Source organism: Streptomyces sp. NPDC111656 (assembly GCF_055656965.1).
Genome location: NZ_JBVKCA010000024.1, coordinates 105,796 through 127,863, shown reverse-complemented (window position 1 = coordinate 127,863; position 22,068 = coordinate 105,796). Strand labels below are relative to the sequence as shown.

The window sequence follows — 22,068 nt, the reverse complement described above, 5'->3', positions numbered from 1 at the left end:
CGCCCTTGATCCCCATCGGTGATCCTTCCCGGCAGAGGCCGCACCTCATGCCATCTGGGTCACACCAGGGCATACACAATCTTTAGGACAGTCCCGAGGGGAGGTCGGCTGCGGGTATGCCGTGGCGTGGGGTGGTGGGTTGCGGGGTGGGTCCCTCCTCGGCCGGACACCGGAGGCGTACCAGGAACCTCCAGGGGCCGCCAAGGCCGAGCGCAAGCGTCACGGTGTGAGCCTTGGCGGCCCCTGGAGAACCCTGGTCCGGCGAAGCTGCCCGACCGAGGAGGGACCCACCCGCTCCGGCCTGTCGTATGCCGGCAGGCCGGTCGGCAACCCGCAGAACAAACAAGGTCGTTGACGGCAACGGTGACGGCAACCGGGACGCACTCCAGCACACATCGGCGGACGCCGACGCACCGTTGATTCGTCCCTCACCTGCGAAATCCCAGGCAGGAAAGGCCCGCCTTCCACACGTACTATGTGGAGGCAGGCGACACGCCGGTCCTGGTTCACAACTTCAATGCCGAGTGTGAACTGGCGAAGCTGCCGTCTCGGCCAAATGACGAGGGGCCGACGATGGGGCGTAGTTCGATCAGCGATGAGGACCTCACAAGCGGCGAAGGTAGCGATCCCCTCACCAAGGCGGCGAAGCGTTCTCTTGCCAAGCGGCTCAAGGATCGGGGCCTCTTTCGGGGCAACGTTTGGGGGGACGCCGACCACGTCGAAACGAAGGTGGTCCACATGATGCACGAGGGCGGGATTGATCACGCCGAGGTCGTGATCAACAACGAAAGTGGTCCGTGCTTCAAGGAGGATGCTCCTTCCTGCTTGGGTAACTTGAGCGATCTACTGGGCAGCAAGACGCTGAGGGTGCACTGGCGCGACAAGAATACGGGCCAGATGACAAACCTACTGTTTGGAGGTGTTGGATGACGACCAGCGGACTCCGGGTGCAATTTGAGTCCGAGCACGGTAGAACTCACTATGCTATCGGCAGCGCGGATGAAGTGGATTCATTCATCGATTCCCTGCTGAACGGGAAGCATGAGCAGAACTGTGCCGTCGTCTATTCTCTTGACCGCCCCTCGCTGGCATCGGGATACCCGGATCATGAGCTGGCGGTCGGACTCGACAGGGTCACCCAGATGGGGGCGCTGACCTTCGCTGAAGATGAAAATTTTGCATCGAAGGGCTCGGTGGATCGCGGCATAGTCGAATACATGCTGCTTGGTCACGTGAGGGAGTTCATGCCTGGCTCCGAAATCCCTGTCGAACGTGTCCGTCAGGCAGTAAAGGAATTTCTCGGCAATGGCGGCGAGATTCCGACGTGCATCGAATGGCAAGAGGAAGAGTTCTGAGTGCCGGATAGAAATACGGCGGAGACGCTGTTGCGCTCCGTCGGCTTGGCACTCTCAGGAGAACGGGCCGTCATTTATCGCCCGGGAGAGGTAATCGAGGTGAATCCGTGAGTAAGCCTGACACGGCAAACGCCAAGCGTGTCACCTCTGATTGGGGTGCGGCCCTCCCAGGTTTTTCGGAATGGCGACCCTTGCGATTGCTTCGATGTATCGGTCCAGTAGTTCAGGGTGTGACTCTGGATCGCACAACGGCAGGGGACGGATACTTTCCCACTGCACATATCCATGCGCTGGTGCGGGAATTCCCGGTCATTTCGTTGACGCTTGGTCAGCGAATGGTCACTCCCTCCGGAATGCAAGAGAGCGTTTCGTTTGCACGCCACTCCAGCGAATATCAATCAACTGCTCGGCGGCTTGTCGCGCAGAGCAGGTTGTCGTTGGAGGAGTCGCCGACGATTTCAAGTGTCGTCGATGCGCTGTATGAACACGTGAGCGTGCGGCAAGGGAGAGGCCTCCCGCCAGCGGTGCGGGAACTCGAAGACGGAGTACTCATTGCCGCCGTGGCCGGAGAACCGTCGCTGGTCGAGTCCGGGCTTCGATTGGCGCGTCAGATGGTGGACGTGTGGCCCAAGTCCCGGCTACCACTGGACTGGAAGGGAAGCAACATCTGGCTCACCGGCTTGGAAGAACGAATCGCCGATCCTTCTGTGCTGTCGGATGTCGTTGAGCAGCAGATCTCCCTTCATAAACTCGTGAGGGTTCCGACGGTTTAGCACTTCGGGGCGATGTAGACAGTGAGTGGGGCCTCAGTAGCGTTTGACGGCGACGCCAGCGGACGCTGGGGCGCCACTGTTGGGTTCGCCTTGATGGTGATGAGTTGGACGCCCTGTTCCAGGAGCGGGGTGGCGCAGGTGTGGCGGGGGTCGTGGCCGCGGATTCGTCAGATGCCTGCCTGGCTGAGCAGTTCTTGGGGTTCCTGGCGGAGGCCGCGTGATCAGTCGCTGACGCGGACGGTCGCGCACCCCTCGATACCGAGATCGGTCAACACGGCCCGGAGTCGTTCCGCCGCCGGGCCGGGGGGCCAGGTCGGCCCCGATCTCCAGGTCGAGATGGCAGCGTCCCATGCCGTCGCCCGCACCCGCTATCTCGCCGTCGGAGTCGAACGCGGCCTCCACGCCGAGGTGGTGGACCGTATCGGCCGAGGCGCTAGAGGCATCTTGGCCGCAGGGCGGCTATCAGGGTGGCGAGTTGGCGTGGGCCGGTGGTGAGGATGGTATCTGGTTCGTCGCTTTCTCGGAGGAGGATCGTTCCGTCGGAGGTGGCCGTCACGTACACGCAGGCGGAGGCCTCCTGGCTGTAGGTGGACTTCTGCCAGTGCAGTTCGGGCATGGAGGGCTCCTTCAGAGGTCTTGGGCGAGTTGGGCGATGAAGTCGCGGGACTTGGCCGGAGGAAGTGCGGCTTGCTGCATGCGGTCCAGGACCAGGTGGTAGCGCTCCAGTTGGGCGGGGGAGTCGATGAGTTCGGCGCCGTGGTCGGTGTCCAGCTGGACGGTGTCGAGTTGGTGGACCGGGCCGTGGAGGTAGTCGACGCCCTGGCCGGAGGTGTGGAACGGGCCGTTGTCGAAAGGGACGACGGCGAGGGTGATGTGGTCCAGTTCGCTCATCTCGTTGAGGTGGTGGAGCTGGGCCCTGATCGTGATGCGGTCGCCGAAGCGCATGCGAAGGGCGGCTTCGTGGATGACCGCGGTGTACAGCGGGGGCTGCTCGCGGTGCAGGATCGCCTGACGCTTGATGCGGTGCGAGACACGGTGCTCGATCTCGTGGAGTTTCAGGGCGGGCACGGTGTGGCCGAACAGGGCGCGGGCGTGGTCCGTGGTCTGCAGCAGGCCGGGGATGTTGATGACGTGGGCCACGCGGAGCGCGGTGGAGTGATGCTCGACCTCGGTGAGGTCCAGCATCCGCGGTGAGAGGATCTCGCGGTACTCCTCCCACCAGCCGCGCCGACGCTCGCCGGTCATCGCTGCCAGGGCGTCGATGAGTGGTTCGTCGGTGCAGTCGTAGTGGCGGGCCAGGGTGCGTACGCGTTCGGCGCTGACCCCGTAGCGGCCGGCCTCGATGTTGCTCACGCGGGACTGCGTGGCGCCCAGCAGTGTGGCGGCCTGCGTGGCGGACAGGTCCGCGCGCTCGCGCAGCCTCCGCAGTTCGACACCCAGCCGCCGACGGCGGGCGGTGGGCAGAGGGCTCGGCTGCGGCATGAGCGGCGACTTCCCGTTCGTACGTATGGCGCGTGGGTCACCCACACGAAGGCAATATGGGCTGCAGTCCCTTTGATTCATGGAATGCATTCCATGAATCAGTCTACGGTGAGTCTCAAGCCGCCCAACTGGTCCCGCCGGTAAGCCGGAAGCGCACCGCGCTGCCCAGGGCACCTACGTACCCACGCGACATGCCACCGTCCGGCCGGACCCATCGAGCGAACCCAAGTTCCCCCACCGCAGGAGGCGTTCATGGTCACCGTATCCCCGCAGAAGTCCGATGCGTCCGCATCTTGGGCGTACGCCCTTCAGTTGCCGCACGATCCGCTCGCCCCGCGGATCGCCCGCGTCACCCTCAGAGCCGTACTCGCCGGACACGGCATGTCCCAATTCGCGGACACCGCCGAGCTGCTGACCTCGGAACTTGTCACGAACGCCTACCGGCACTCCAACGGCCCCGCCACCCTCCACCTCCGGGCCCTGGGAAGCGCCCGCCTCCGCGTCAGCGTCTGGGACGCCGACCCCCACTTCCCGCCTCCCTTCGACAAGGATTCCGGTTCGCTCCACCCCGTCCCCGCCGAGGCGGACGGCGGACGTGGACTGTTCCTCGTATGCCATTACGCGGATGCGTGGGGTGGATACCCGCTCGGCGACGACCTCTTCGGGCGGGGCGGAAAGCTGTTGTGGTGCGAGCTCGGTCGGCCCGCTGCCGACTGCGGGGCGGCTGTCGCGTGATCGGGCCGCGTCCGGTCCAGGCAGCGAAGGGGGTCGTGGTCCGTCGGGGAGAGGGCGGGCGGCATGCTCATGTGGTCCCGAGTACGCTCCGGCCATGACCGATGCCGTGGTGCGTCCGCGCCGCTTGGCCCTTCGGGCAGGGTTGAGGACAGCAGACTCTCAGCTGCGGGTGGCGGCCTCACGGAGGCGGCTCACGTCATCGCGGCGGTTGTCCTAGAAGGGGGGCCAGTCCGAATCGGCGGGAGGCCTCGGATGAATCCGTTTCCCGGCGCCGCGCATCTCTAGCGGCCAGCGCTGGTCGATGGCGGCCGCAGCCTCCTTGCAGGATTGGCAGACATCCTGTCCTTCGGGCGTCCACATGCCGTATGGAGAGGGGGCCAGGCCGTCGCTCCCTATGCCGCACAAGGTCATGCCGAAGTCCTCGTGGACATGGGCCTCGTCGTAGGCGTGGGACACGTCCCCGGGCAGATCCGGTGATTGCGCCCGCTCCCAGCGCAGTTCCACGGGCTGGTACTGCGGCCGGGAGACCTCCTGCAGCTGGTGTCCCAGCTCGGTCCATGCGTAGCACCAGGGACAGAACCACCGCTCCTTCACCCGCAGGTCCCATTCCGTCAGCGGTTCCGATACCGGCATCCGTCGCACTTCGTGTCCACACACGTCACAGGCCACACCCCGATCGTTCCATGGGGTGGTGCTCAAGCAGTCTCACAGGCACTACGGGCAGAGGGTGCCCGGGTCGACTCCACCCGGATCGGCGGCATTGCGTGGGTGAAGGGCTTTTTCGAACCGGCATTCTGATAGGAGTTCTTAGAGGGCGACCCGGACTAAGCGCTGCTCGACGGGACCCTGTCCGAGTGCGACCGCGTCGGCGACCGCCGCGTCGACCACTCTGCCAAACACCGCCGCCACGGCGTCAACGTGCAGGTCGTCACCAACCCGGCCAGACTGTGGATCGTGTCGCCCCTGCTCGGCCGTGTGTACGACCTGACCGCGAGCCGCACTCACCGGCTCATCCGGATCTGCGAACGACGGGGGATTCCCCGTCCTGGCCGGCCGTGTCTGCCAGGGTGTCAGCCCCAGGGTGACCACCGGTCTCAAAAGGCCGCCTGGCGGTGAACTCACTTCGACCCAGCGCACGGTCAAACGCGTGCTCACCCATGCGCAGGCGCTCGTCGAACGCGGCATGGCTCGGCTCAAGTCCTGGCGGATTCTTCACAGATCACGCATCGGCCCAACAGAATGACGTCAATCGCCCGAGCGATCCTCACCCTGGAGAGGCAACGCTGAAATGGCGCAGTGAACGGTGACAAGGAGGCCTCTGTGAAGGTCCCGGTGGTGGGTGGGGAGCCCAGGTCGGACTGGGGTGGCTGGGGTCGGCAGATGCAGAAGCTGGCGGAGGTCTTCGAGTCCGGCTTCGAGCGCGTTCATGGCTTCAGTCCCGGTGAGCACGCGGTGGCACTGGTCTCACCCGAGGGCGCGGCCGAAGCAGGCAGAGGCTTGGCGGAGATCGGGGTGGAGGGCGACCTCCTTGCCTTCTACGCCGAACTCGGCGCGGTGGCGCTTCCAGACCTCGGGAACGGGATCTGGATCGAGGACGCGGCTTCGGTGGCCGAAGGGATCACCGCTGGCTACCGTCCTACCAAGTTGGAAGGATCGCTGCAGGATTCGGTCGTTGTCTTCGCGTCGGACGGAGGGGGCGCGATGTTCGCGGTGAGCGCGACGAGCGGTCGTGTATATCGCTTGTCCCTCGGCTCGCTCGCCGGTTCCGTCTACGAGGTCGGTGACGTGGGCTGGGCCGTCGTTGCCGAGGATCTGTGGACGTTCCTGGACCGGTTGCGGAACGATCTCATCGAAGCGGTACGTGCTTGATGGGTGCCGCGTGAGCGGGTTGACGTTCGCTCGGCTTCTGGGAGGCGACTGAATGGCCGATGTCGTGACCGTCGAGGTGTGGAACCCCTCGCACCAGCACTCGAAGATTGACCTGTCAGCCCTCCAGGAGGTGTACAAGTCGATTCCGGAGAGTGCGTCCATCGGCCTGACCTTGGCCGACACGGAGGACGACTGTGTCATCGCGACCGTGGAGCCGGAGTTCTCCACCGTCACGATGCTCAGGGGCCGGACGTTCTACAACTTGCAGATCTCCGACCACTCCGACGAGACCGTGATTCTGGTCGGCGGTGGGGAGATCACCTGGCCAAGGGGCGGTCTCCTGCCCCGGCCGATGGGCGTCCGGGTCCTTCTGGAGGCTGAGGACCGGGAAGTGGTGTGGGCTCGGTACACGTGGGTCGAACAGTGAGCATCGCCGTGTCCGTCGTCGTCCGCCCGGTGGCCGGACTGATTGCTGCAGTAGACGGATGACGGGGGATGGTCGAGGGAGTGAGCGTGGGTATGCCTACCAGAGCCACCGGTCGAGGAACTCCGCCCAGATGAAGCCGAGGTATCCGTCGAAGGCGGACGGGTCGATCTCCTTCATCTCGGCCGCCAGTCTGCCGAGTTCGGCCATTGCCTGTTCTTCCCGTTCGGCGTCGTCGTTGAGAACCTCGGATTGACTCAGGTGCCGGCCGTAATGGTGGAGGCACTGGAGCCACAGGTCGATGGAGGAGTTGGCGAACCAGGTTTCGCCGTCGGGCAGGACGTAGTGGACGGTGCCGGTGACGGGCTCCACGCCGAACGCCCAGAGCAGGCCCGGGACCAGGTCCCCGTGATGGTTCTTGGTCAGTTGGTACAGCCGCCTGCCGTCACGCGTCAGGAGCGCGGGTTCCGCTTCCGGCTGGAAGGCCACGTCCTCGATGAGGTTCTCCGTCAGGGGGACGCTGGTGTTCACCAGCAGGGCTTTGTGCTCCTCGGGGATCTTCCAGCCCGCTACGGTGATGGGGTCGGCCCTTACGACGTTCTCGGCGCCCGCCCAATCGACGAGGTCGGCGTAGGTCGGCATGGCGAGGGCCCTCCCGTGGACGAAAGCGATCACCGGGGACTTTATCGACGGGGACTGACATCGGGTTCGGCTGTGCGGGGCACGTCTGGAGCGGCCGGTGCGGGGCAGTCCGGGGTAGTCGAACGTACGTTCGGTAGGCTCGTGTTGCCCGGATGCCCCGCTGTCCGAGAATCGAGTGATTCCATGAGCGACGACGTCCTCTCGGTCATTCCGACCGACCCGTACTGGCAGCCCGAACGGGCGGCGGCCGACCGTACCGCCGCGCTCGTGGCGGAGCTGGCTCCCGGGCTGCCCGAGGGAGTGGACGTCGAGACCGACGTCGATTGGTACGACACGCCCGCCGTTGTCGACTGCGGCCAGAATCTGTTGAGGATCGGGTGTCCGCGGTGCGACGCGTCGATCGACACCCAGTGGTGGGGTGACCTTCTCGAAGCCCACGGTGAGGATGGCTTCGAGACCCTCGCGATCGAGGTCCCCTGCTGTGGCGCCGCGACCTCGCTGGACGCGCTGGACTACGACTGGCCGTGCGGCTTCGCCCGCTTCGAGATCGCCGTCTGGAATCCCGAACGCCTCTGGTTCAGTGACGAAGAACTGACCGTATTCGAGGACGCTCTCAGGCACCCCGTACGGCAGATCAGGGCCCGTATCTGACCCATTCGTCACCCCGCCTCAGTGAATCTGTGTCGCTGCCCGAGGTCCCGAAGTGAGGCGGGCTCGGCGGGCGGTGCCAGTGATGGGCGGCCGTGCCGAACGACCATCCCTGCCCGGCAGGCACCCGACGCAGACGGCTACGGAGTCGATTCCAGGGTCACCGACTGGGACGCGAAGCCGTTGCGCTCGTAGAAGCGGATGGCCTCGGCGTTGCTCGCATAGGCCGTCACCTGTATCGATCCGGCGCCCGATTCCTTTGCCCAGGACCGGAATTCGTCCACCAGGCGTCCGCCGATGCGGTCGCGCCGGTATGCGGGGCGCACATACATGCTCACCAGTGTCGCCACCTTCACCGGTCTCATCGCGGACGGTTCCAGCAGCGTGCCCGTGAGATAGCCGACCACCTCGCCGTCGTCGCGATCGGCGACAAGGAGGAGTCGGTTCGGGTCGGTCAGGCCGGACGCGAAACGTTGTGGTCCGTGCTCGCGTGGCCAGTTGATGTCGACGTGCGGGTCGCGGGTACCGGCGTCCTCCGCGAAAAGTGCGCTGCTGCACGCGACAAGCCCCTCGATGTCGGCTTGTTCGGCCCTGCGGACGATCACCTCATGCCGTTCATCACTCATGGGTTGTGACACTGACGGCGGGTACTGACATGGCTGACTGCGTCCATGGGTGAGGGGAAGGGCCGCGAGGAAAGCGTCTCGACCGGTTCCCTCGGCGACAATGCGTCCATGCGCCGCATCCGAGCAGTCCGCATCGACGAACTGCCCCTCCTTCAGGACATCGAGCGCGCCGCCGGGCGGTGTTTCGCCGACATCGGCATGCCGGAGATCGCCGACGACGAGCCCCTTCCGCTTGCCGACCTCGCCCACTATCAGCAGGTCGGCCTGGCCTGGGTCGCGGTCGACGAGGTCGACAGACCGGTGGCGTACCTCATCGCGGAACACGTCGACGACAACCTGCACATCGAGCAGGTGTCGGTGCACCCGGACAGCGCGCGGCGCGGCATCGGACGGTCGCTGCTGGACCATGTCGGCCACCGGGCCGGGGCTGAGGGGATACCCGCTCTGACCCTCACCACCTTCGCCGACGTCCCCTGGAACGCGCCCTACTACGTGCGTTGTGGGTTCCAGTTCCTGGATGACAGTGCGCTCGGTCCCGGGCTCCAGGACATCCGCCGACGCGAGGCCGCCCACGGTCTGGAGCGGTGGCCGCGGGTCTGCATGCGCCGGCGTCTGTGACCTCCGGGTTCCTTACGCCTCTGCGGCGAACAGTTCTTCCGCGCTGGTGGCCGTGAGGGCCCGGTCGAACCAGGTGCCCAGCAGTTCCAGGTCGGTGCAGGCGTTGACGCGTTCGCGGGCGTCCTCGGGGATGTCGATGGCGCGGAGATCGAGGATGCGGAGGATGTCCTCGGCGCGGCCCTTGATCCGGGTTTCCTCGATGAGGGTGCCGCTGCCGGGGAAGCGGCTGGGGCGCAGGGTCATCAGGTGCCTCCAGAATGCGCGGCTCTGGGTGTCGCCCAGGCCGACCTCGGTGTATTCCGCCCAGTCCTGCGCGGTCTCGCCTCCGATGGTGGCGAGCGCCGTCGCCAGCGCCTCCAGTATCGCAGGGAGGGCGGGGTCGTTGGCGTGAGCGAGCGCGGAGAAGACGGCTAGGGCCAGGTCTTCGGCCGCCTCGTCCGGGTCGATGATCGTGGGGAGGTTCTCGGGGCCCAGGACCAGTGGGAAGACCGCGATGCTGGTGTGGGCGGGCAGGCCGATGCGGATGGGCTGCGCGGCCCAGGACGCCGTGGGCTTGTCCTGGCAGACGACGAGTAGGAGCGGCGGCAGCTTGTATTCGGCGTAGAGATACGCCAGGTAGTACGTCCAGCTGTTGAGCTTGTCCGGGTCCGGTCTGCCTTGCGCCTCCACGGCGAGTAGGTAGCTTCCGCTGTCCGCCGTGTCGACGCGCATCAGGGTGTCCACGCGGCGCGCCATGGGTTTGATCTCGGTGAGATCGGTGTCCAGGAGCTGGATCGTGGTGGGTTCGGGTAAGGCGATGCCCGCTTTCGGGAGGGCCCGGGCGAACAGGTCCGGGTCCTCCCTGAAGATCTGGTGCATCGCCTCATGCGCTGAGCTGACCATGTGACGGAATGTAGTGACGTGGATGCTTTCCGTCGGGCGGCTTGGGATCGGTTCAGCCGTTCGAGTGACTATGCCGCAGGTCTATGTCGCGAGCCGACGATGGTGAGGCGCGTCAGCGCGTCACCGGCAGAGCCGTCGCGAATCGGTGGCCGTCGGCGCGGGTCTGGACCGGGAAGTCGACCTTGAGGGCGCCCTCCTGGCCCTCGACGGTCAGGTGGGTGACCACCTTGAGGCCCAGGAAGGTCTTCTTGGGCGCGCTCGCGGTGACGTACGGGCGCGGGAGGTTCATCAGCAACTTGCCCGGCTTGCCGCCGCGGTTGCCGTCGAAGAACAGGATCCGCTGGTTCGTCAGGACGAGGTACATCGGGCGCGGGGTGACCGTCGCCATCACCGTTCCCGCGCTGAGTACGCCGACCACCGCCGCGGTGAGGGCCTGCTTGCGCACCGAGACCGTTCCGATGCCGGCCAGGCTCGTGAGCTCGACCTGCTCGCCCTGGAGCAGCAAGGGGGCCGAGACTTCGAGCAGTTGTCTGGCGCGACGGGCGTTGAGTGCCATGGGCGGGGCTCCTGGTGGCGGCGGTCTTCACCGTGACGGTGACAGCGGTGGCATGGATTGTTCCAAGCCAGAGGCAAGGCGAGAGGCCGCCTCCCACAAGGCGAACTCAAGTTCGAGTCATGGCCCGGTCAAGATCAGTCATCGAAGGGTCAAGTCAGTGCCCGTATGCACCGTTTGGGCCTTGTGTTCCCACAACCTCCCCACACCTGGGCGAAAACCGGCTCCAACCCGCCACTTACCATCCGCTCCATGTCGACCGACGCGTCCCTCCCACCCCCCGACTTCGAACTCGCCTCCGCCTTCCCCGAAGTCGGCTGGCTGCGGCAGGCCACCGCCGCGCGGGACTGGGCGGGAATCAGGAGGTACGCCGACGGACTGCCGCAGGGCACCGACCGGGCGTTCCTCGTCCGGGTCGTCGCCGAGGTGCCCGGCGTCGAGCACTTCCTGCGGGAACTCGTCGCCGCCGCCCCCGACGACGTACTGGCCCTCACCACGCTCGGGACCCGCGAGATCGAGATCGGCTGGGAGATCCGGAGCAGCGCGCGCGCCGAGCACGTCAGCCGGGAGCAGTTCCGGCAGTTGCACGAGCACCTGCGGCAGGCCGAGCGGCTGCTCATCCGGGCGACGGCCCTCGACCCGTCCCATGACGCGTCCTGGGCCGCGCGCCTGACCACGGCCATGGGACTGCAGCTCGGGCAGAACGAGGCGCGGCGGAGGTACGACCGACTGGCCGCGTACCACCCGCACCACTTGACCGGGCAGGCCCGGCTGCTCCAGCAACTGTGTCCCAAGTGGAGCGGGAGCTGGGAGGCGGCACACGGGTTCGCCCGCGAGTGCCTGCTCAACTCGCCCGAAGGGTCCCTCAGCGGTGGTCTGGTGGCGGAGGCGCACCTGGAGCGCTGGCTCGATCTTCCCTCCGCGGGGAGTGAGCGGACCGACTATCTGCGCCGGCCCCACGTCCACGCCGAACTCGTCGAGGCCGCCGAACGGTCCGTCCTGCACCCGTACTACCGACCCGCGTACGGGTGGGTCACCATCCAGGGCGTCTTCGCCGCGCTCTTCTCGCTGATCGGCGACACCGCACGCGCCGCCGCGCACTTCCGCGCCCTGGGCAACCTGGCCTCCGACTACCCGTGGAGTTACCTCGGCAAGCCCGCGGACGCGTACGTCAAACACCGTTCCGCCGCCCTCGGAAGAGGCTGAGCGGATGCCGAACAGGACAGGCAGAGGCAGACGATGAGCCAGGGCATCCATCACACCGAGGTCGACGGCATACCCACCCTCTTCGCGTACGCCACCGGGCCCATGCGTGCCGGACTGGTCTTCCGCGTCGGTGTCGCCGACGAGACGCTCGCCGGGGCCGGGATCACCCACCTGGTGGAGCACCTGGCGCTGCACCGCCAGAGCCTGGCCGACTACCACTTCAACGGCGCGACCAAGGCCGCGTTCACGCACTTCCACGTGGAGGGCGCCGAGCACGAGATCGTCGCCTACCTCGACGGCGTGTGCACCTCCCTCCTCGATCTGCCCATGGAGCGGCTGGAGACCGAGAAGGAGATCCTGCGCACCGAGGAGGCGAGCCGGGAGCCCGGACAACTGCCGTTGTGGCGGTACGGGGCCCAGGGGTACGGGCTGGTCAGCTATCCGGAGTGGGGCGTACGGGGGGTGCGGCCGGACGACGTACGGGAATGGGCCGGGACCTGGTTCACCCGGGACAACGCCGTGCTGTGGATCGCGGGGGAGCGGCTGCCGGCCGGGCTCTCGCTCAAACTGCCCGCCGGTCAGCGGCGCCCGATGCCCGCCGTCACCTCCGCCCTCCCCACCGCCCCCGCCTACTTCTCCGACGGCAAGGGCGGCGTCCTGCTCGACGCCGTCGTCACCGACACCACCGCCGCCCGGCTCTACGCCGGCGTCCTGGAACGCGAACTCTCCCGCTCCCTGCGCCAGGAGGGCGGCTACTCCTACACGGCGGCCGGCGACTACACCTCCCGCCGGGACGGTTTCGCGACCGTCACCGCCTTCGCGGACGCGCTGCCCGCCAAGCAGGACGCGGTCCTCGGCGGGTTCGTCGACGTGCTCGCGGGCCTCCAGGTGGGCCGGATCGCGCAGGCCGACCTGGAGGCCGTACGCGGGCGCAGCGACGCCACGCTGACCGCGCCCGACGCGGCCGTACGGCGGCTGCCGGGCGCGGCGGAGGAACTGCTCGCCCATCGTCCGCCGCGCGGGCTCGACGAACTGCGCGCCGAGCTGTGGGCGACGACACCGCAGCATGTGCACGCGGTGGCGCTGGAGGCCGCCGGGACGGCGTTGCTGCAGGCCCCCTCGGGGCACCGGGCCGACTGGGCCGGGTACACGGCGGCCCCGACCACGTCGTCGTACGCCGTCACGGGCACGCGGTTCGAGGCCGTACGCAAGGACGGGCCGGCCATGGTCGTCGGGGGCGAGGGGGTCAGCCTGACGGCGGGGGGCGAGGCGGCCACCGTGCTCTATCGCGCGTGCGCCGCCCTGCTCAGCTGGCCCGACGGCGGGCGCCGGCTCATCGGCACCGACGGGCTGTCCGTGGAGGTGGAGCCGGGGGAGTACGGGATCGACGCGCACACCATGGCGACCATCGACGCGGCGGTGCCTCCGAGTGCGGTGGTGCAGCTGCCGCCCCGGCAGCGGCAACAGCAGCAGCGGCGGCAGGGGGGTGCCGCTTCGGCGGGGCAGGCCGGAGGATCCGGTGCGGCTCAGCAGGTTCAGCGGAAGGCGTCGGCGCGGCGTACCGGCGGGCAGACGGCGATGCTCGTCATCTTCGGGCTCCTCGCGGGACTCTGGTCCCTCCTGGCCCTCTCGTACACCGTCTTCGGCGTCTCGGACCCGGAGACCAGTACCGGGGAATGGGCCGCCCTCACCGTCTTCCTGTGGGCCGTCGGGGCGCTGCTCGCCTGGCCGGCCGTCAGGGTGGTGCGAAGCACCCGGCGGGGGTGAACCGCCGGGTGCCTTGAGCGTGGATGAGGGTTCTCGGGTGACCTCGGCGCAGACGTGACCTCAGCGCAGATACGGGTTGCCCGGCGCCGGGCCCGGCATGGGCCCGGGCGTCCGCCCCGCGTGCGCCGTGGCGTACTTCGGCGTGCGCTTGTCGAACAGCGCGAACAGCAGCAGCCACACCGCCGTCGCCAGAGTGACGACGGCGACCGCGCCGAGGACGGGATCGCCCGCGTCCGACTGAACGGTCGCCCACGGCAGCGTCACCAGCTCGTACAGCAGGAACGCGGAGAAGGCGCCCCAGTCCGAGCCCCTGCCGCGGCGGATCGCCGCGTACAGGAACGGCACCCACACCAGCAGGCCCAGTGACGCGACCACCAGAACCGACCACGCGATCCGCTGGGCCCAGCCGGCTTCCAGGCGCTTGTCCACGCTCATGTCCCTCACACCCCCCGAGCACCCACGAGCGCCCTACGAGCCCCCCCGAGAGGTTTCTCGGGTCCCGAGAAACGTCTCGGGGGGCGTCATGTTCCCATCTGGCGGGTCACCCGCGCTGGTGTTCGCCCTTCAGGGACGTCACGATCTGCGTCGCCAGCTTCTTCGCCGTGGCGGCGCCGTTGTCGTGCCCGTCCGTGGACATGATGCTGACGACGTCGGTGCCCGCGCGCACGGCGATCAGAGTCGTGCCGTTCTGCCAGGCACTGTTGGTCAGGGTGATGGTGTACGCGGTGTCGCCCAGGCCGGGCGTGGTGGCGCCGGTGACCTTCACCTTGGTGTGCGTGTCGGAGTCGGTGAAGGTCGCGCACGTGGTGGCGATCTTCTCCAGGTCCGTCAGCACGGTCGTCGAGGTCGTGCCGCGGTAGGTGTCGATCTCCTGGGCGATGTCCTCGGAAGTGTTCTTGCTGACGTAGTCGTTCTGGGCGAAGGACACCCCCGAGTCGCCGGTGATCGCTATCCAGCTGGTGCCGCCCAGCAGGGAGCAGTCAGGCTTCGGCGCGGGGGAGGAGCTCGGGGCGGAGTACGTGGAGCCGGAGTCCCGCGCACCGCTGGGGTCGACCGCGAAACCGGTGGCGAAGAAGGACGCGGGTGCCAGCGCCTTCTTGAGCTGCGCGCCGGTCAGCAGACCGGCGTTGGGGTCCTTGGCCTGCTTCGTCTTGGCGGACGAGGGCTGAACGGCGGTTCCGGAGGAGCAGGCCGCCAGGGCGAGCGGGAGCACGGCTGCGGCGAGCAGGGCCTTGACCGTGCGAGAGGGGTGACGCATCGGGATGTCTGAGTCCTTCTTTGAGGAGTGGTGCTGTTGAGCCGAGCGGACTCTAAGGGTGCACAGACCATGCACAGGCATCCATGTGTCAAAGATCAGTAAAAGAGGGAGTCGACGGGCCCGGGGTTCCATGGACTCCCCATGTTTTGCCGTGGCTTGAGGGATTCTTGTGGCGATTGAGATGCGGGGTTTCCCGATCAAGGGGGTGGCGTCGGTTACGGTGCGATCCGTCCCGCGCGCCGGGGGCCGGTCACCCTCTCTCGTCGGTGAGCCGGGATGGGTGCCGACGGGGCCCAACTGTCTTGAAGTGTCTTGAAGTGTCTTGATTCGATCTATACGACCGCATGTCCTGCGCGTTCCGCGCGCCGTGACGTGCGCGTGTCATGAATGGGGTGGGGATGTCCAGCCATCGGATGTCTAAGAAGGGCCGTTACATCGCTTGGGCGACGGCAGGCGCGGCCGTGGTCGCCGGGGCCGGGATCGCGGCGCAGACGTCGATGGCGGCGACCACCTGGCCCGCCCAGCGGACGTTCACGGGCCGAGCCTTCGACACCTGCGCCGCACCCTCGCTGACGGCGATGAAGGCCTGGCACACCGGCTTCTACGGAGCCGCCGCCGTCTACATCGGCGGCAAGAACCGCGGCTGCAGCCAGCCCAACCTCACCGCGTCCTGGGTGAAGTCGGTCAGCACGCTGGGCTGGAAGCTCATCCCGCTGTACGTCGGCGCCCAGCCGTCCTGCCAGACGGGCTCCAACCCGGAGAAGCTCACCGCCACCAACGCCGCCTCGCTCGGCGCCACCGACGCCGCGGACGCGGTGGCCAAGGCGTCCGCGCTGGGCATGAAGGCGGGCAGCCCGATCTACCTGGACATGGAGTCGTACGACATCACGAACGCGGCGTGCAACAAGGCCACGCTGACGTACGTACGCGCCTTCGACAAGGCGCTGCACGCCAAGACGTACCGGACCGGGTTCTACGGCTTCACCAGCTCCAGCGCCAAGGCCATCGCGACCGCGACCGACAAGACGGACCTGCCGGGCAACCTCTGGTACGCGCTGTGGGACAAGGTCAACACGACGACCTCGGACTGGCCGTGGGGCTCCACCCAGTTCACCGGCCACAGCCGCGCCCACCAGTACATGGTCAACAGCAAGGAGACCATCGGCGGTTACACGATCACCGTGGACCGCGACGCCTGGGACGCGCCGGTCGCCATCACCGGCTGACGTTCGGACGCATCCCGAGATCGCCGGAGAACATCAACCGGAGAACAACCGGAGGAGGAGCGGGGCATGAGGGTCGAAAGGCTGCCGGCGGTCGTCGGACCGTCCGCCGTCCGTGCCGGGCTGGCGGCGCTTCCCGTCGTCAGCCTGGGGCTGTTGTGCCCTGTTCCGTCCCTCGTGATCGCCCTGCGGCGGGGCACCCGCGCGGACTGGGCGGTCTTCGGGGGGTTCTGCGCGGTGCTGGTGGCGTGGGTCATGCAGCTCTCGCTCACGCCCGAGACCACCCACGGCCTCGAGTTCGCGGACGACGTGCTCCTGATCCTGGTGTCGATGGTCGGCGCGGCGGTGCACGCCTGGACGGTCTGGCCCCGGCGCGTCGGGTACTAGCGGCGCACCGGCCGGACCGGCCGCACGGGTCGCACGAAAGCACGGAAGCACGGAAGAGCGAAGAAGCGGAAGTACGGGAACCACGTGGTCAAGCGGGTCAGGCAGGTGCCGCAGGCGCAGCGCGCGAAGGCGGCGCGCGACGCCACGCAGGAGTCGAGGCTCGGCGCCGGTGTGCGGGCGGTACTCCAGTGGCCGCGTGTACTGGGCGGCAGAGGGGTCGCGATGGTGGCGGGTGCCGTGATCGTCGCGGTCGCGGTCGCCGTCACCGGCTACTTCCTCTCCCGCACCGACACGAAGCGACAGGTGCCCGACACCCGGGCCCGCCACTACAAGGACGTCGACGCCTGCCTGCTGACCGGCAAGGACGGGATCACGGCCGGGACCACCGCGGCCGAGGTCTGGCAGGGCATGCAGGACGCGTCCCTCAAGACGCACGCGCGCGTGAGCTATGTCCCGGTGACCGGTGAACAGTCCGCGGCCAACGCGCGGCCCTACCTCAACGGCCTGCTCCAGCGGTCCTGCGACGTGGTCGTCGCGACCGGAAAACCCGAGGTCACGGCGGCCACGCAGACCGCCCCGCAGTATCAGAAGGTCGACTTCGTGCTGGTGGGGGACGCCGAGGCCGACTCCACGGGCGCCAAGAACATCACCGTGACGCGCGTCGGCGACGGACTGCGCGCCGAGGTCGCCGGGGTCGTCGAGCGTGAGGTCAAGACGCGCGGTTAGCCGGGGCCGGTACGAGCGGACGCGATCGGCCGTACGCCCCGATATGGCCGGTCGTGCGACCGGACTTGATCGGTCGCACGAGTTGATCTGAGCGGTCGTACGAACGCATGTGAACGGTCGTACGAGCGGACGGTGGCCGTCCCGCTCGTCACGTCGGCCGCGCCGGTGTCTGAAGTCTCCGCGAATCGTTGGTCGAATGGCTGGCCGAGAGCCGGGTCACTGCCTACCATCGATCACCGCAAGACTTTGTGCACCGTCGCACAATCTCCTCGGGAGGTTTCCTTGCACCGCCGCCGTCGCACCGCGTTCGTCCTCTCCGCCGCGATCGTCGCAGCGGCCCCCCTTCTCACGGCCTGCGGTGGCGAGGCGCACGCAGGCGCCGCGGCCGTCGTCGGTGGCCGGCGGATCACGGTCGCGCAGTTGGAGAGCCGGGTGAACGAGGTGCGCTCGGCACAGCGGGCCGCCGTCAAGGACGAGGCCCAGTACGAGCAGGTCGTCGCCAAGACCGGCAGCCTCAGCCGCGACACCCTGCACACCATGGTCCTCGACCAGGTTCTCGACCGGGCCGCCAAGGACGCGGGCGTCAGCGTCACCCGCGCGGACACCCAGCAGATGCGGGCGACGCTGGAGGGCCAGGCGGGCGGTGCGAAGGCACTGGAGACGGCCTGGCTGCAGCAGTACGGGGTGGCGCCCCGGCGTCTCGACGACAACCTCCGTACCGAGATCGAGGCCCAGAAGCTCGCCGCCGCGCTCGGTGCCGACATGAACACCACCGACGGCAAGGCCATGTTCTGGAAGGCCATGTCCGACGCGTCCAAGAAGCTGAACGTCGATCTGAACCCGCGCTACGGCGCCTGGGACGTCCAGAAGAGCAGCCGCGTCGATGTGAAGACGCCCTGGCTGCGGGAGGTCACGTCGACGGGGACGCAGCAGACGGCGTAGTAGGTCGGCGGGTCAGTAGGTCAGTAGGTCGGTGAGGGTCCCGTAGGTCATGGGGCAACGCCGGGTACTGGCCTGGGGACGAGGCTGTGGATAAACGGCTCGGCCGCCTCCCGGCCTGTGGATAACTCCTGGGGGCGTCGGTGGCGTGGGTTACGTTCGTGGGGTGAACGCAACCAGCTCCGACGCCACCGCCCAGGTTCCCGACCCCGGCCGTATCGTCCTGCTCACCACCAGCCACCGCGTCGCCCCCGGGCTGCTGTCCTGGCCCGCCTGGCAGGTGCTGCGCGCCGCAGACCAGGTGCTGTGCGCGGACGGCGCACATCCGCAGCTGCCGTATCTGCGTGAGGCGGGCATCAGCGTCGACGAGGCTTCCCCCGATGCCCAGGACCTGGTGGACGCCTGCGCCGGTGGCCGCACGGTGGTCGTCGTCGCCACCGGGGAGGGCGAGCCGCGCCTCACCGACGGCCTGGCCCGCCTCGCCGGCTCCGGCCGCATACAGATGCCCGACCTGGAGCTGCTCCCGGCCTCGTACGACCTGCCGGGCGCCCGCCTCCTCGACCTCGTCCAGGTCATGGACCGCATCCGCGTCGAGTGCCCGTGGTCGTCCCAGCAGACCCACAAGGGCCTCGCGAAATACGGGATCGAGGAGGCGTACGAGCTCGTCGAGGCGATCGAGGAGGGCGACCGGGACGAGCTCAGGGAAGAGCTCGGCGACGTGCTGCTCCAGGTCGTCTTCCACGCCAGGATCGCGGAGGAGGACGCCGAGGCCCCCTTCTCCATCGACGACGTGGCCGGCGGCATCGTCGCCAAGCTGATCCACCGCCACCCGCACGTGTTCGGCGACGAGACGGCCACGACCCCCGAGGAGGTCAAGGAGCACTGGCTGCGCACCAAGGCCGAGGAGAAGCGGCGGACGTCCGTGACGGAGGGGATACCGCTGGGCCAGCCGGGCCTGGCCCTTGCGGCGAAGCTGGCATCGCGCGTGCGCACGGCGGGACTTGAGGTCGAACTCCCCCGAGGCGAAGGCGTCGGCTACGAGCTGCTGGCCATGGCCGCCCACGCGGAGGCCGAGGGAGTGGACCCGGAGGCGGCCCTGCGCGCGGCGGCGCGGGCCTACCGGGACGCGATCCGGGCGACGGAGACGGGCTGAGGGCCGGCGGCTGGGGCCGGGAGGACGAGGGGCGGGGCTGGGGGCCGCCGGGCGTGGAGGCTCACCACCCACCGGCATCGGGCACGGGGGAGGTGGGAGGTCTGGCAACAGGGCTACGTGTGGGGGGCGCGGCTTGTCGGGTTGTGCCAGTTGGGGTGGGGGCGGTCCAGGAGCCACTCCGCGGGGCCCAGCGGGCGGGGGCGGCCGGGGTCGGCGGGTGGGAGGAGGTCGTGGACGATCTGTTCCGGCGGGGTGCCGAGGGCGGGAAGGGCCTCGGCGATCTCCTCGACGAGCTGGGGCGGCCCGGCGAGATAGACGTCGTGGCGGGCCCAGCCGGCGCGGTTGCCCAGCGCGGTCAGCAGTCGCTCGGTGGCCTGGGCCTTGGGGCGGCCGGGTGCGGGGGTGATGAAGGTGACGCCGAGGCGGGGTAACCGGGACTGGAGTCGTTCCACGGCCGACCGGTCGTAGAGGTACGAGGTGTCGCGGGCCACGAGGAACAGCCGGGCCTCGTGCGTGGCGTCGAGTTGCTGGAGCAGCGCCTTGACGGGGGCCCATCCGGTGCCGGCCGCGATGAAGGTCAGCGGCCGTTCCACCGGCGCCCGCAGGGTCAGGGCGCCGCCGGGTGCGCCGAGCCGCAGGACATCGCCCTCCCGGGTCTGCCGGACCAGGGCGGTGGACAGCACCCCGTCCTCCACGCGGCTGACGTGCAGGTCGACGGTGTGGTCGGCGCGGGGCGCGTTGCCGAGCGAGTACGGGCGCCAGATGCCCGGCAGATGGGGGACGCTGACGCTGACGTACTGGCCGGGGGAGTAGCGCAGCCGCTGGTGCGGGCGGAGGGTCAGTACGACGAGGTCGTCGCCGTGCCGGGTCCGGGACACGACCTCGGCGTCCCACCAGGGCGGTTCACCCTCGTGCTGTGCCTCCCACGCGCCCTGGAGCATGACGTTCGTGATCGCCCCGTACGCCTCGGCCCAGGCCTTCTCCGCCTCCGCGCTCCAGGCCGACCCCGCGACGGCGGCGAACGCGGCGATCAGGCTCGCCCCCACGGCGGCGTAGTGCTCCGGCTCGGCCAGGTACTTCCGGTGGTCCCGTCCCAGCTCCCGCAGGTACCCCGGCAGCGTCGGATCCTCCAGCCGTTCCATCACATATGTGAGTGCCGCGAACAACCGGTCCCGCTGTCGCTCCATGTCCTCCGGGAAGTCCAGGGGGAAGAGCCCGCGGACGTCCGGGTTGTGCCGGAAGAGATGCGAGTAGAAGTACTTGACCGCGAACTCGGCTCGTCTCTCGACGACCGCGAAGCTGGATCTGAGTATTTCGGGGTCCACGGCGCGAATTTAGGGAGGAGGCGAGCCGTGGAGTCAAACAGCAGCCGATTTCGGGATGGTCATGGATGAATCGGGCGCGGTCTGCGCCGCCCCCACACGCATACCGCCCCCGCCCCGCTCCCCCTCCCTCCGGATACCGTCAGGGAGTGACCGATCAGCCGCCGCCGTTCAGCCCCGCCCCGGAACTCTTCACCTGGGAGTTCGCCAGCGACCCCTACCCCGCGTACGCCTGGCTGCGGGAGCACGCCCCCGTGCACAGGACGCGGCTGCCGAGTGGGGTGGAGGCCTGGCTGGTGACGCGGTACGCGGACGCCAAGCAGGCGCTCGCCGACGCGCGGCTCAGCAAGAATCCGGCGCACCACGACGAACCCGCCCACGCGAAAGGGAAGACGGGTATTCCGGGGGAGCGCAAGGCCGAGTTGATGACGCATCTGCTGAACATCGACCCGCCGGACCACACCCGGCTGCGGCGGCTGGTCTCGAAGGCGTTCACACCGCGACGGGTGGCCGAGTTCGCGCCGCGCGTGCAGGAGCTCACCGATCAACTGATCGACCAGTTCGCGGCGAAGGGTTCCGCGGATCTGATCCACGAGTTCGCGTTCCCGCTTCCCATTTACGCCATCTGCGACCTGCTGGGCGTGCCCCGCGAGGACCAGGACGACTTCCGGGACTGGGCGGGGATGATGATCCGGCACGGCGGCGGACCGCGGGGCGGGGTCGCGCGGTCGGTCAAGAAGATGCGCGGGTATCTGCTCGAGCTCATTCACAAGAAGCGGGAAGGCCTTCCCGACACGCCCGCGCCCGGTGAGGACCTCATCTCCGGTCTCATCCGCGCGTCCGACCACGGCGAGCACCTCACGGAGAACGAGGCCGCCGCCATGGCCTTCATCCTGCTCTTCGCCGGGTTCGAGACGACCGTCAATCTCATCGGCAACGGCACGTACGCCCTCCTCACCCACCCCGAGCAGCGCGCGCGCCTCCAGAAGTCCCTCGCCGCCCGCGAACGCGAACTCCTCGAGACCGGCGTCGAGGAACTCCTCCGATACGACGGGCCCGTGGAACTGGCCACGTGGCGGTTCGCGACCGAGGCCGTGTGCATCGGCGGTCAAGGCATCGCGCCCGGCGACCCCGTCCTCGTGGTCCTCGCGGCTGCGGACCGTGACCCCGCGCGGTTCGAACGGCCGGACACGCTCGACCTCTCCCGCCGTGACAACCAACACCTCGGCTACGGCCACGGCCTTCACTACTGTCTCGGCGCCCCGCTCGCCCGCCTGGAGGGTCAGACCGCGCTCGCCACCCTCCTCACCCGTCTCCCCGACCTCCAACTCGCGGGGGATTCGGCCGATTTGCGCTGGCGCGGCGGGCTCATTATGCGTGGATTGCGCACGCTTCCAGTGGAGTTCACGCCTCCGGTACCGGTCTCGCGATAGCGGGCGACCATACACCTAAGGGTGCTCAAACCTGACGCGCATTCAAC

At 68.4% G+C, this 22,068-nt stretch carries 26 protein-coding genes and 1 pseudogene; 17 read left to right on the top strand and 10 right to left on the bottom strand.

All coding sequences use genetic code 11. The annotated features are described in order from the left end of the window. The first annotated feature begins 477 nt into the window (after window positions 1–477). From ACZ7M3_RS44290 to ACZ7M3_RS44280, 3 genes are all read left to right on the top strand, one after another. On the top strand, window positions 478–930 hold the full coding sequence (locus tag ACZ7M3_RS44290) for a DddA-like double-stranded DNA deaminase toxin (RefSeq protein ID WP_472071423.1): 453 nt from the start codon (window positions 478–480) through the stop codon (window positions 928–930). After that, window positions 927–1,355: an Imm1 family immunity protein gene (locus ACZ7M3_RS44285; protein ID WP_472071421.1), complete on the top strand. Its 429-nt coding sequence runs from the start codon at window positions 927–929 to the stop codon at window positions 1,353–1,355. Before ACZ7M3_RS44290 ends, ACZ7M3_RS44285 begins: the two co-directional genes overlap by 4 nt. Before the next feature lie 107 nt (window positions 1,356–1,462). Continuing rightward, complete coding sequence (locus ACZ7M3_RS44280; RefSeq protein WP_472071419.1) at window positions 1,463–2,128, top strand: hypothetical protein; 666 nt, start codon at window positions 1,463–1,465, stop codon at window positions 2,126–2,128. 433 nt (window positions 2,129–2,561) lie between these two features. On the opposite strand, the gene ACZ7M3_RS44275 is transcribed toward ACZ7M3_RS44280, so the two are convergent. Both ACZ7M3_RS44275 and ACZ7M3_RS44270 read right to left on the bottom strand, forming a co-directional pair. After that, window positions 2,562–2,744, bottom strand: a complete 183-nt coding sequence (locus tag ACZ7M3_RS44275; RefSeq protein ID WP_472071417.1) for a DUF397 domain-containing protein — start codon at window positions 2,742–2,744, stop codon at window positions 2,562–2,564. A gap of 11 nt (window positions 2,745–2,755) precedes the next feature. Further along, complete coding sequence (locus ACZ7M3_RS44270; RefSeq protein ID WP_472071415.1) at window positions 2,756–3,610, bottom strand: helix-turn-helix domain-containing protein; 855 nt, start codon at window positions 3,608–3,610, stop codon at window positions 2,756–2,758. A 252-nt stretch (window positions 3,611–3,862) separates the two neighbouring features. On the opposite strand from ACZ7M3_RS44270, the gene ACZ7M3_RS44265 reads away from it, so the two are divergent. Further along, window positions 3,863–4,345: an ATP-binding protein gene (locus ACZ7M3_RS44265; RefSeq protein ID WP_472071414.1), complete on the top strand. Its 483-nt coding sequence runs from the start codon at window positions 3,863–3,865 to the stop codon at window positions 4,343–4,345. Between the two features lie 213 nt (window positions 4,346–4,558). On the opposite strand, the gene ACZ7M3_RS44260 is transcribed toward ACZ7M3_RS44265, so the two are convergent. Further along, window positions 4,559–4,978: a hypothetical protein gene (locus ACZ7M3_RS44260; protein ID WP_472071413.1), complete on the bottom strand. Its 420-nt coding sequence runs from the start codon at window positions 4,976–4,978 to the stop codon at window positions 4,559–4,561. A gap of 198 nt (window positions 4,979–5,176) precedes the next feature. Here ACZ7M3_RS44260 and ACZ7M3_RS44255 point away from each other — a divergent pair. From ACZ7M3_RS44255 to ACZ7M3_RS44245, 3 genes and pseudogenes are all read left to right on the top strand, one after another. Beyond that, a pseudogene (locus ACZ7M3_RS44255) lies at window positions 5,177–5,632 on the top strand (transposase family protein); the annotation flags it as partial. Window positions 5,633–5,725: 93 nt separating this feature from the next. Next, window positions 5,726–6,214: an SMI1/KNR4 family protein gene (locus ACZ7M3_RS44250; protein WP_472071411.1), complete on the top strand. Its 489-nt coding sequence runs from the start codon at window positions 5,726–5,728 to the stop codon at window positions 6,212–6,214. 52 nt (window positions 6,215–6,266) lie between these two features. Continuing rightward, window positions 6,267–6,641 (top strand): hypothetical protein, encoded by a 375-nt coding sequence (locus tag ACZ7M3_RS44245; RefSeq protein ID WP_472071409.1) that lies wholly within the window; start codon window positions 6,267–6,269, stop codon window positions 6,639–6,641. A 96-nt stretch (window positions 6,642–6,737) separates the two neighbouring features. Here the strand turns inward: ACZ7M3_RS44245 and ACZ7M3_RS44240 are convergent, their stop codons facing one another. Then, a complete protein-coding gene (locus tag ACZ7M3_RS44240) occupies window positions 6,738–7,313 on the bottom strand; it encodes an SUKH-4 family immunity protein (RefSeq protein ID WP_472071407.1) in 576 nt (191 codons plus the stop codon). A gap of 150 nt (window positions 7,314–7,463) precedes the next feature. Here ACZ7M3_RS44240 and ACZ7M3_RS44235 point away from each other — a divergent pair, with 150 nt between their 5' ends. Continuing rightward, entirely contained in the window at window positions 7,464–7,931 is a 468-nt protein-coding gene (locus ACZ7M3_RS44235) for a hypothetical protein (RefSeq protein ID WP_472071406.1), read from the top strand. 137 nt (window positions 7,932–8,068) lie between these two features. Here the strand turns inward: ACZ7M3_RS44235 and ACZ7M3_RS44230 are convergent, their stop codons facing one another. Further along, entirely contained in the window at window positions 8,069–8,554 is a 486-nt protein-coding gene (locus ACZ7M3_RS44230) for a GNAT family N-acetyltransferase (RefSeq protein WP_472071404.1), read from the bottom strand. Between the two features lie 108 nt (window positions 8,555–8,662). Between ACZ7M3_RS44230 and ACZ7M3_RS44225 the strand changes: the two genes are divergently transcribed. Beyond that, window positions 8,663–9,172, top strand: coding sequence for a GNAT family N-acetyltransferase (locus tag ACZ7M3_RS44225; protein WP_472071402.1), 510 nt, complete (start codon window positions 8,663–8,665; stop codon window positions 9,170–9,172). A 12-nt stretch (window positions 9,173–9,184) separates the two neighbouring features. Here ACZ7M3_RS44225 and ACZ7M3_RS44220 read toward each other — a convergent pair whose 3' ends face one another. Together ACZ7M3_RS44220 and ACZ7M3_RS44215 are read right to left on the bottom strand one after the other, a co-directional pair. Next, window positions 9,185–10,054 (bottom strand): hypothetical protein, encoded by an 870-nt coding sequence (locus ACZ7M3_RS44220; RefSeq protein WP_472071400.1) that lies wholly within the window; start codon window positions 10,052–10,054, stop codon window positions 9,185–9,187. 112 nt (window positions 10,055–10,166) lie between these two features. After that, window positions 10,167–10,610, bottom strand: coding sequence for a hypothetical protein (locus ACZ7M3_RS44215; RefSeq protein ID WP_067376175.1), 444 nt, complete (start codon window positions 10,608–10,610; stop codon window positions 10,167–10,169). Between the two features lie 249 nt (window positions 10,611–10,859). On the opposite strand from ACZ7M3_RS44215, the gene ACZ7M3_RS44210 reads away from it, so the two are divergent. Continuing rightward, window positions 10,860–11,813, top strand: a complete 954-nt coding sequence (locus tag ACZ7M3_RS44210; protein WP_472071398.1) for a hypothetical protein — start codon at window positions 10,860–10,862, stop codon at window positions 11,811–11,813. 33 nt (window positions 11,814–11,846) lie between these two features. Continuing rightward, the gene (locus ACZ7M3_RS44205; protein ID WP_472071396.1) at window positions 11,847–13,580 is read left to right on the top strand and encodes a peptidase M16 family protein; all 1,734 of its coding nucleotides are present in this window, start codon (window positions 11,847–11,849) and stop codon (window positions 13,578–13,580) included. Between the two features lie 60 nt (window positions 13,581–13,640). Here ACZ7M3_RS44205 and ACZ7M3_RS44200 read toward each other — a convergent pair whose 3' ends face one another. Together ACZ7M3_RS44200 and ACZ7M3_RS44195 are read right to left on the bottom strand one after the other, a co-directional pair. Then, window positions 13,641–14,015, bottom strand: a complete 375-nt coding sequence (locus ACZ7M3_RS44200) for a hypothetical protein (RefSeq protein WP_452966254.1) — start codon at window positions 14,013–14,015, stop codon at window positions 13,641–13,643. A gap of 106 nt (window positions 14,016–14,121) precedes the next feature. Next, window positions 14,122–14,838, bottom strand: coding sequence for a hypothetical protein (locus tag ACZ7M3_RS44195; protein WP_472071394.1), 717 nt, complete (start codon window positions 14,836–14,838; stop codon window positions 14,122–14,124). Between the two features lie 398 nt (window positions 14,839–15,236). Here ACZ7M3_RS44195 and ACZ7M3_RS44190 point away from each other — a divergent pair, with 398 nt between their 5' ends. The 5 genes from ACZ7M3_RS44190 to ACZ7M3_RS44170 all read left to right on the top strand — a co-directional run bounded on the left by ACZ7M3_RS44190 (window position 15,237) and on the right by ACZ7M3_RS44170 (window position 19,266). Next, on the top strand, window positions 15,237–16,064 hold the full coding sequence (locus ACZ7M3_RS44190; RefSeq protein ID WP_095854233.1) for a glycoside hydrolase domain-containing protein: 828 nt from the start codon (window positions 15,237–15,239) through the stop codon (window positions 16,062–16,064). A 66-nt stretch (window positions 16,065–16,130) separates the two neighbouring features. Next, the gene (locus ACZ7M3_RS44185; protein ID WP_351300940.1) at window positions 16,131–16,448 is read left to right on the top strand and encodes a hypothetical protein; all 318 of its coding nucleotides are present in this window, start codon (window positions 16,131–16,133) and stop codon (window positions 16,446–16,448) included. Between the two features lie 84 nt (window positions 16,449–16,532). Continuing rightward, entirely contained in the window at window positions 16,533–17,174 is a 642-nt protein-coding gene (locus ACZ7M3_RS44180) for a hypothetical protein (protein WP_472071392.1), read from the top strand. 282 nt (window positions 17,175–17,456) lie between these two features. Next, a complete protein-coding gene (locus ACZ7M3_RS44175) occupies window positions 17,457–18,116 on the top strand; it encodes a SurA N-terminal domain-containing protein (RefSeq protein WP_472071390.1) in 660 nt (219 codons plus the stop codon). Between the two features lie 163 nt (window positions 18,117–18,279). Further along, complete coding sequence (locus ACZ7M3_RS44170; RefSeq protein ID WP_393017422.1) at window positions 18,280–19,266, top strand: nucleoside triphosphate pyrophosphohydrolase; 987 nt, start codon at window positions 18,280–18,282, stop codon at window positions 19,264–19,266. 113 nt (window positions 19,267–19,379) lie between these two features. Here ACZ7M3_RS44170 and ACZ7M3_RS44165 read toward each other — a convergent pair whose 3' ends face one another. Then, a complete protein-coding gene (locus ACZ7M3_RS44165; RefSeq protein ID WP_472071388.1) occupies window positions 19,380–20,591 on the bottom strand; it encodes a globin domain-containing protein in 1,212 nt (403 codons plus the stop codon). Window positions 20,592–20,737: 146 nt separating this feature from the next. Here ACZ7M3_RS44165 and ACZ7M3_RS44160 point away from each other — a divergent pair, with 146 nt between their 5' ends. Further along, complete coding sequence (locus ACZ7M3_RS44160; RefSeq protein ID WP_351300955.1) at window positions 20,738–22,021, top strand: cytochrome P450 family protein; 1,284 nt, start codon at window positions 20,738–20,740, stop codon at window positions 22,019–22,021. The last annotated feature ends 47 nt before the right edge of the window (window positions 22,022–22,068 follow it).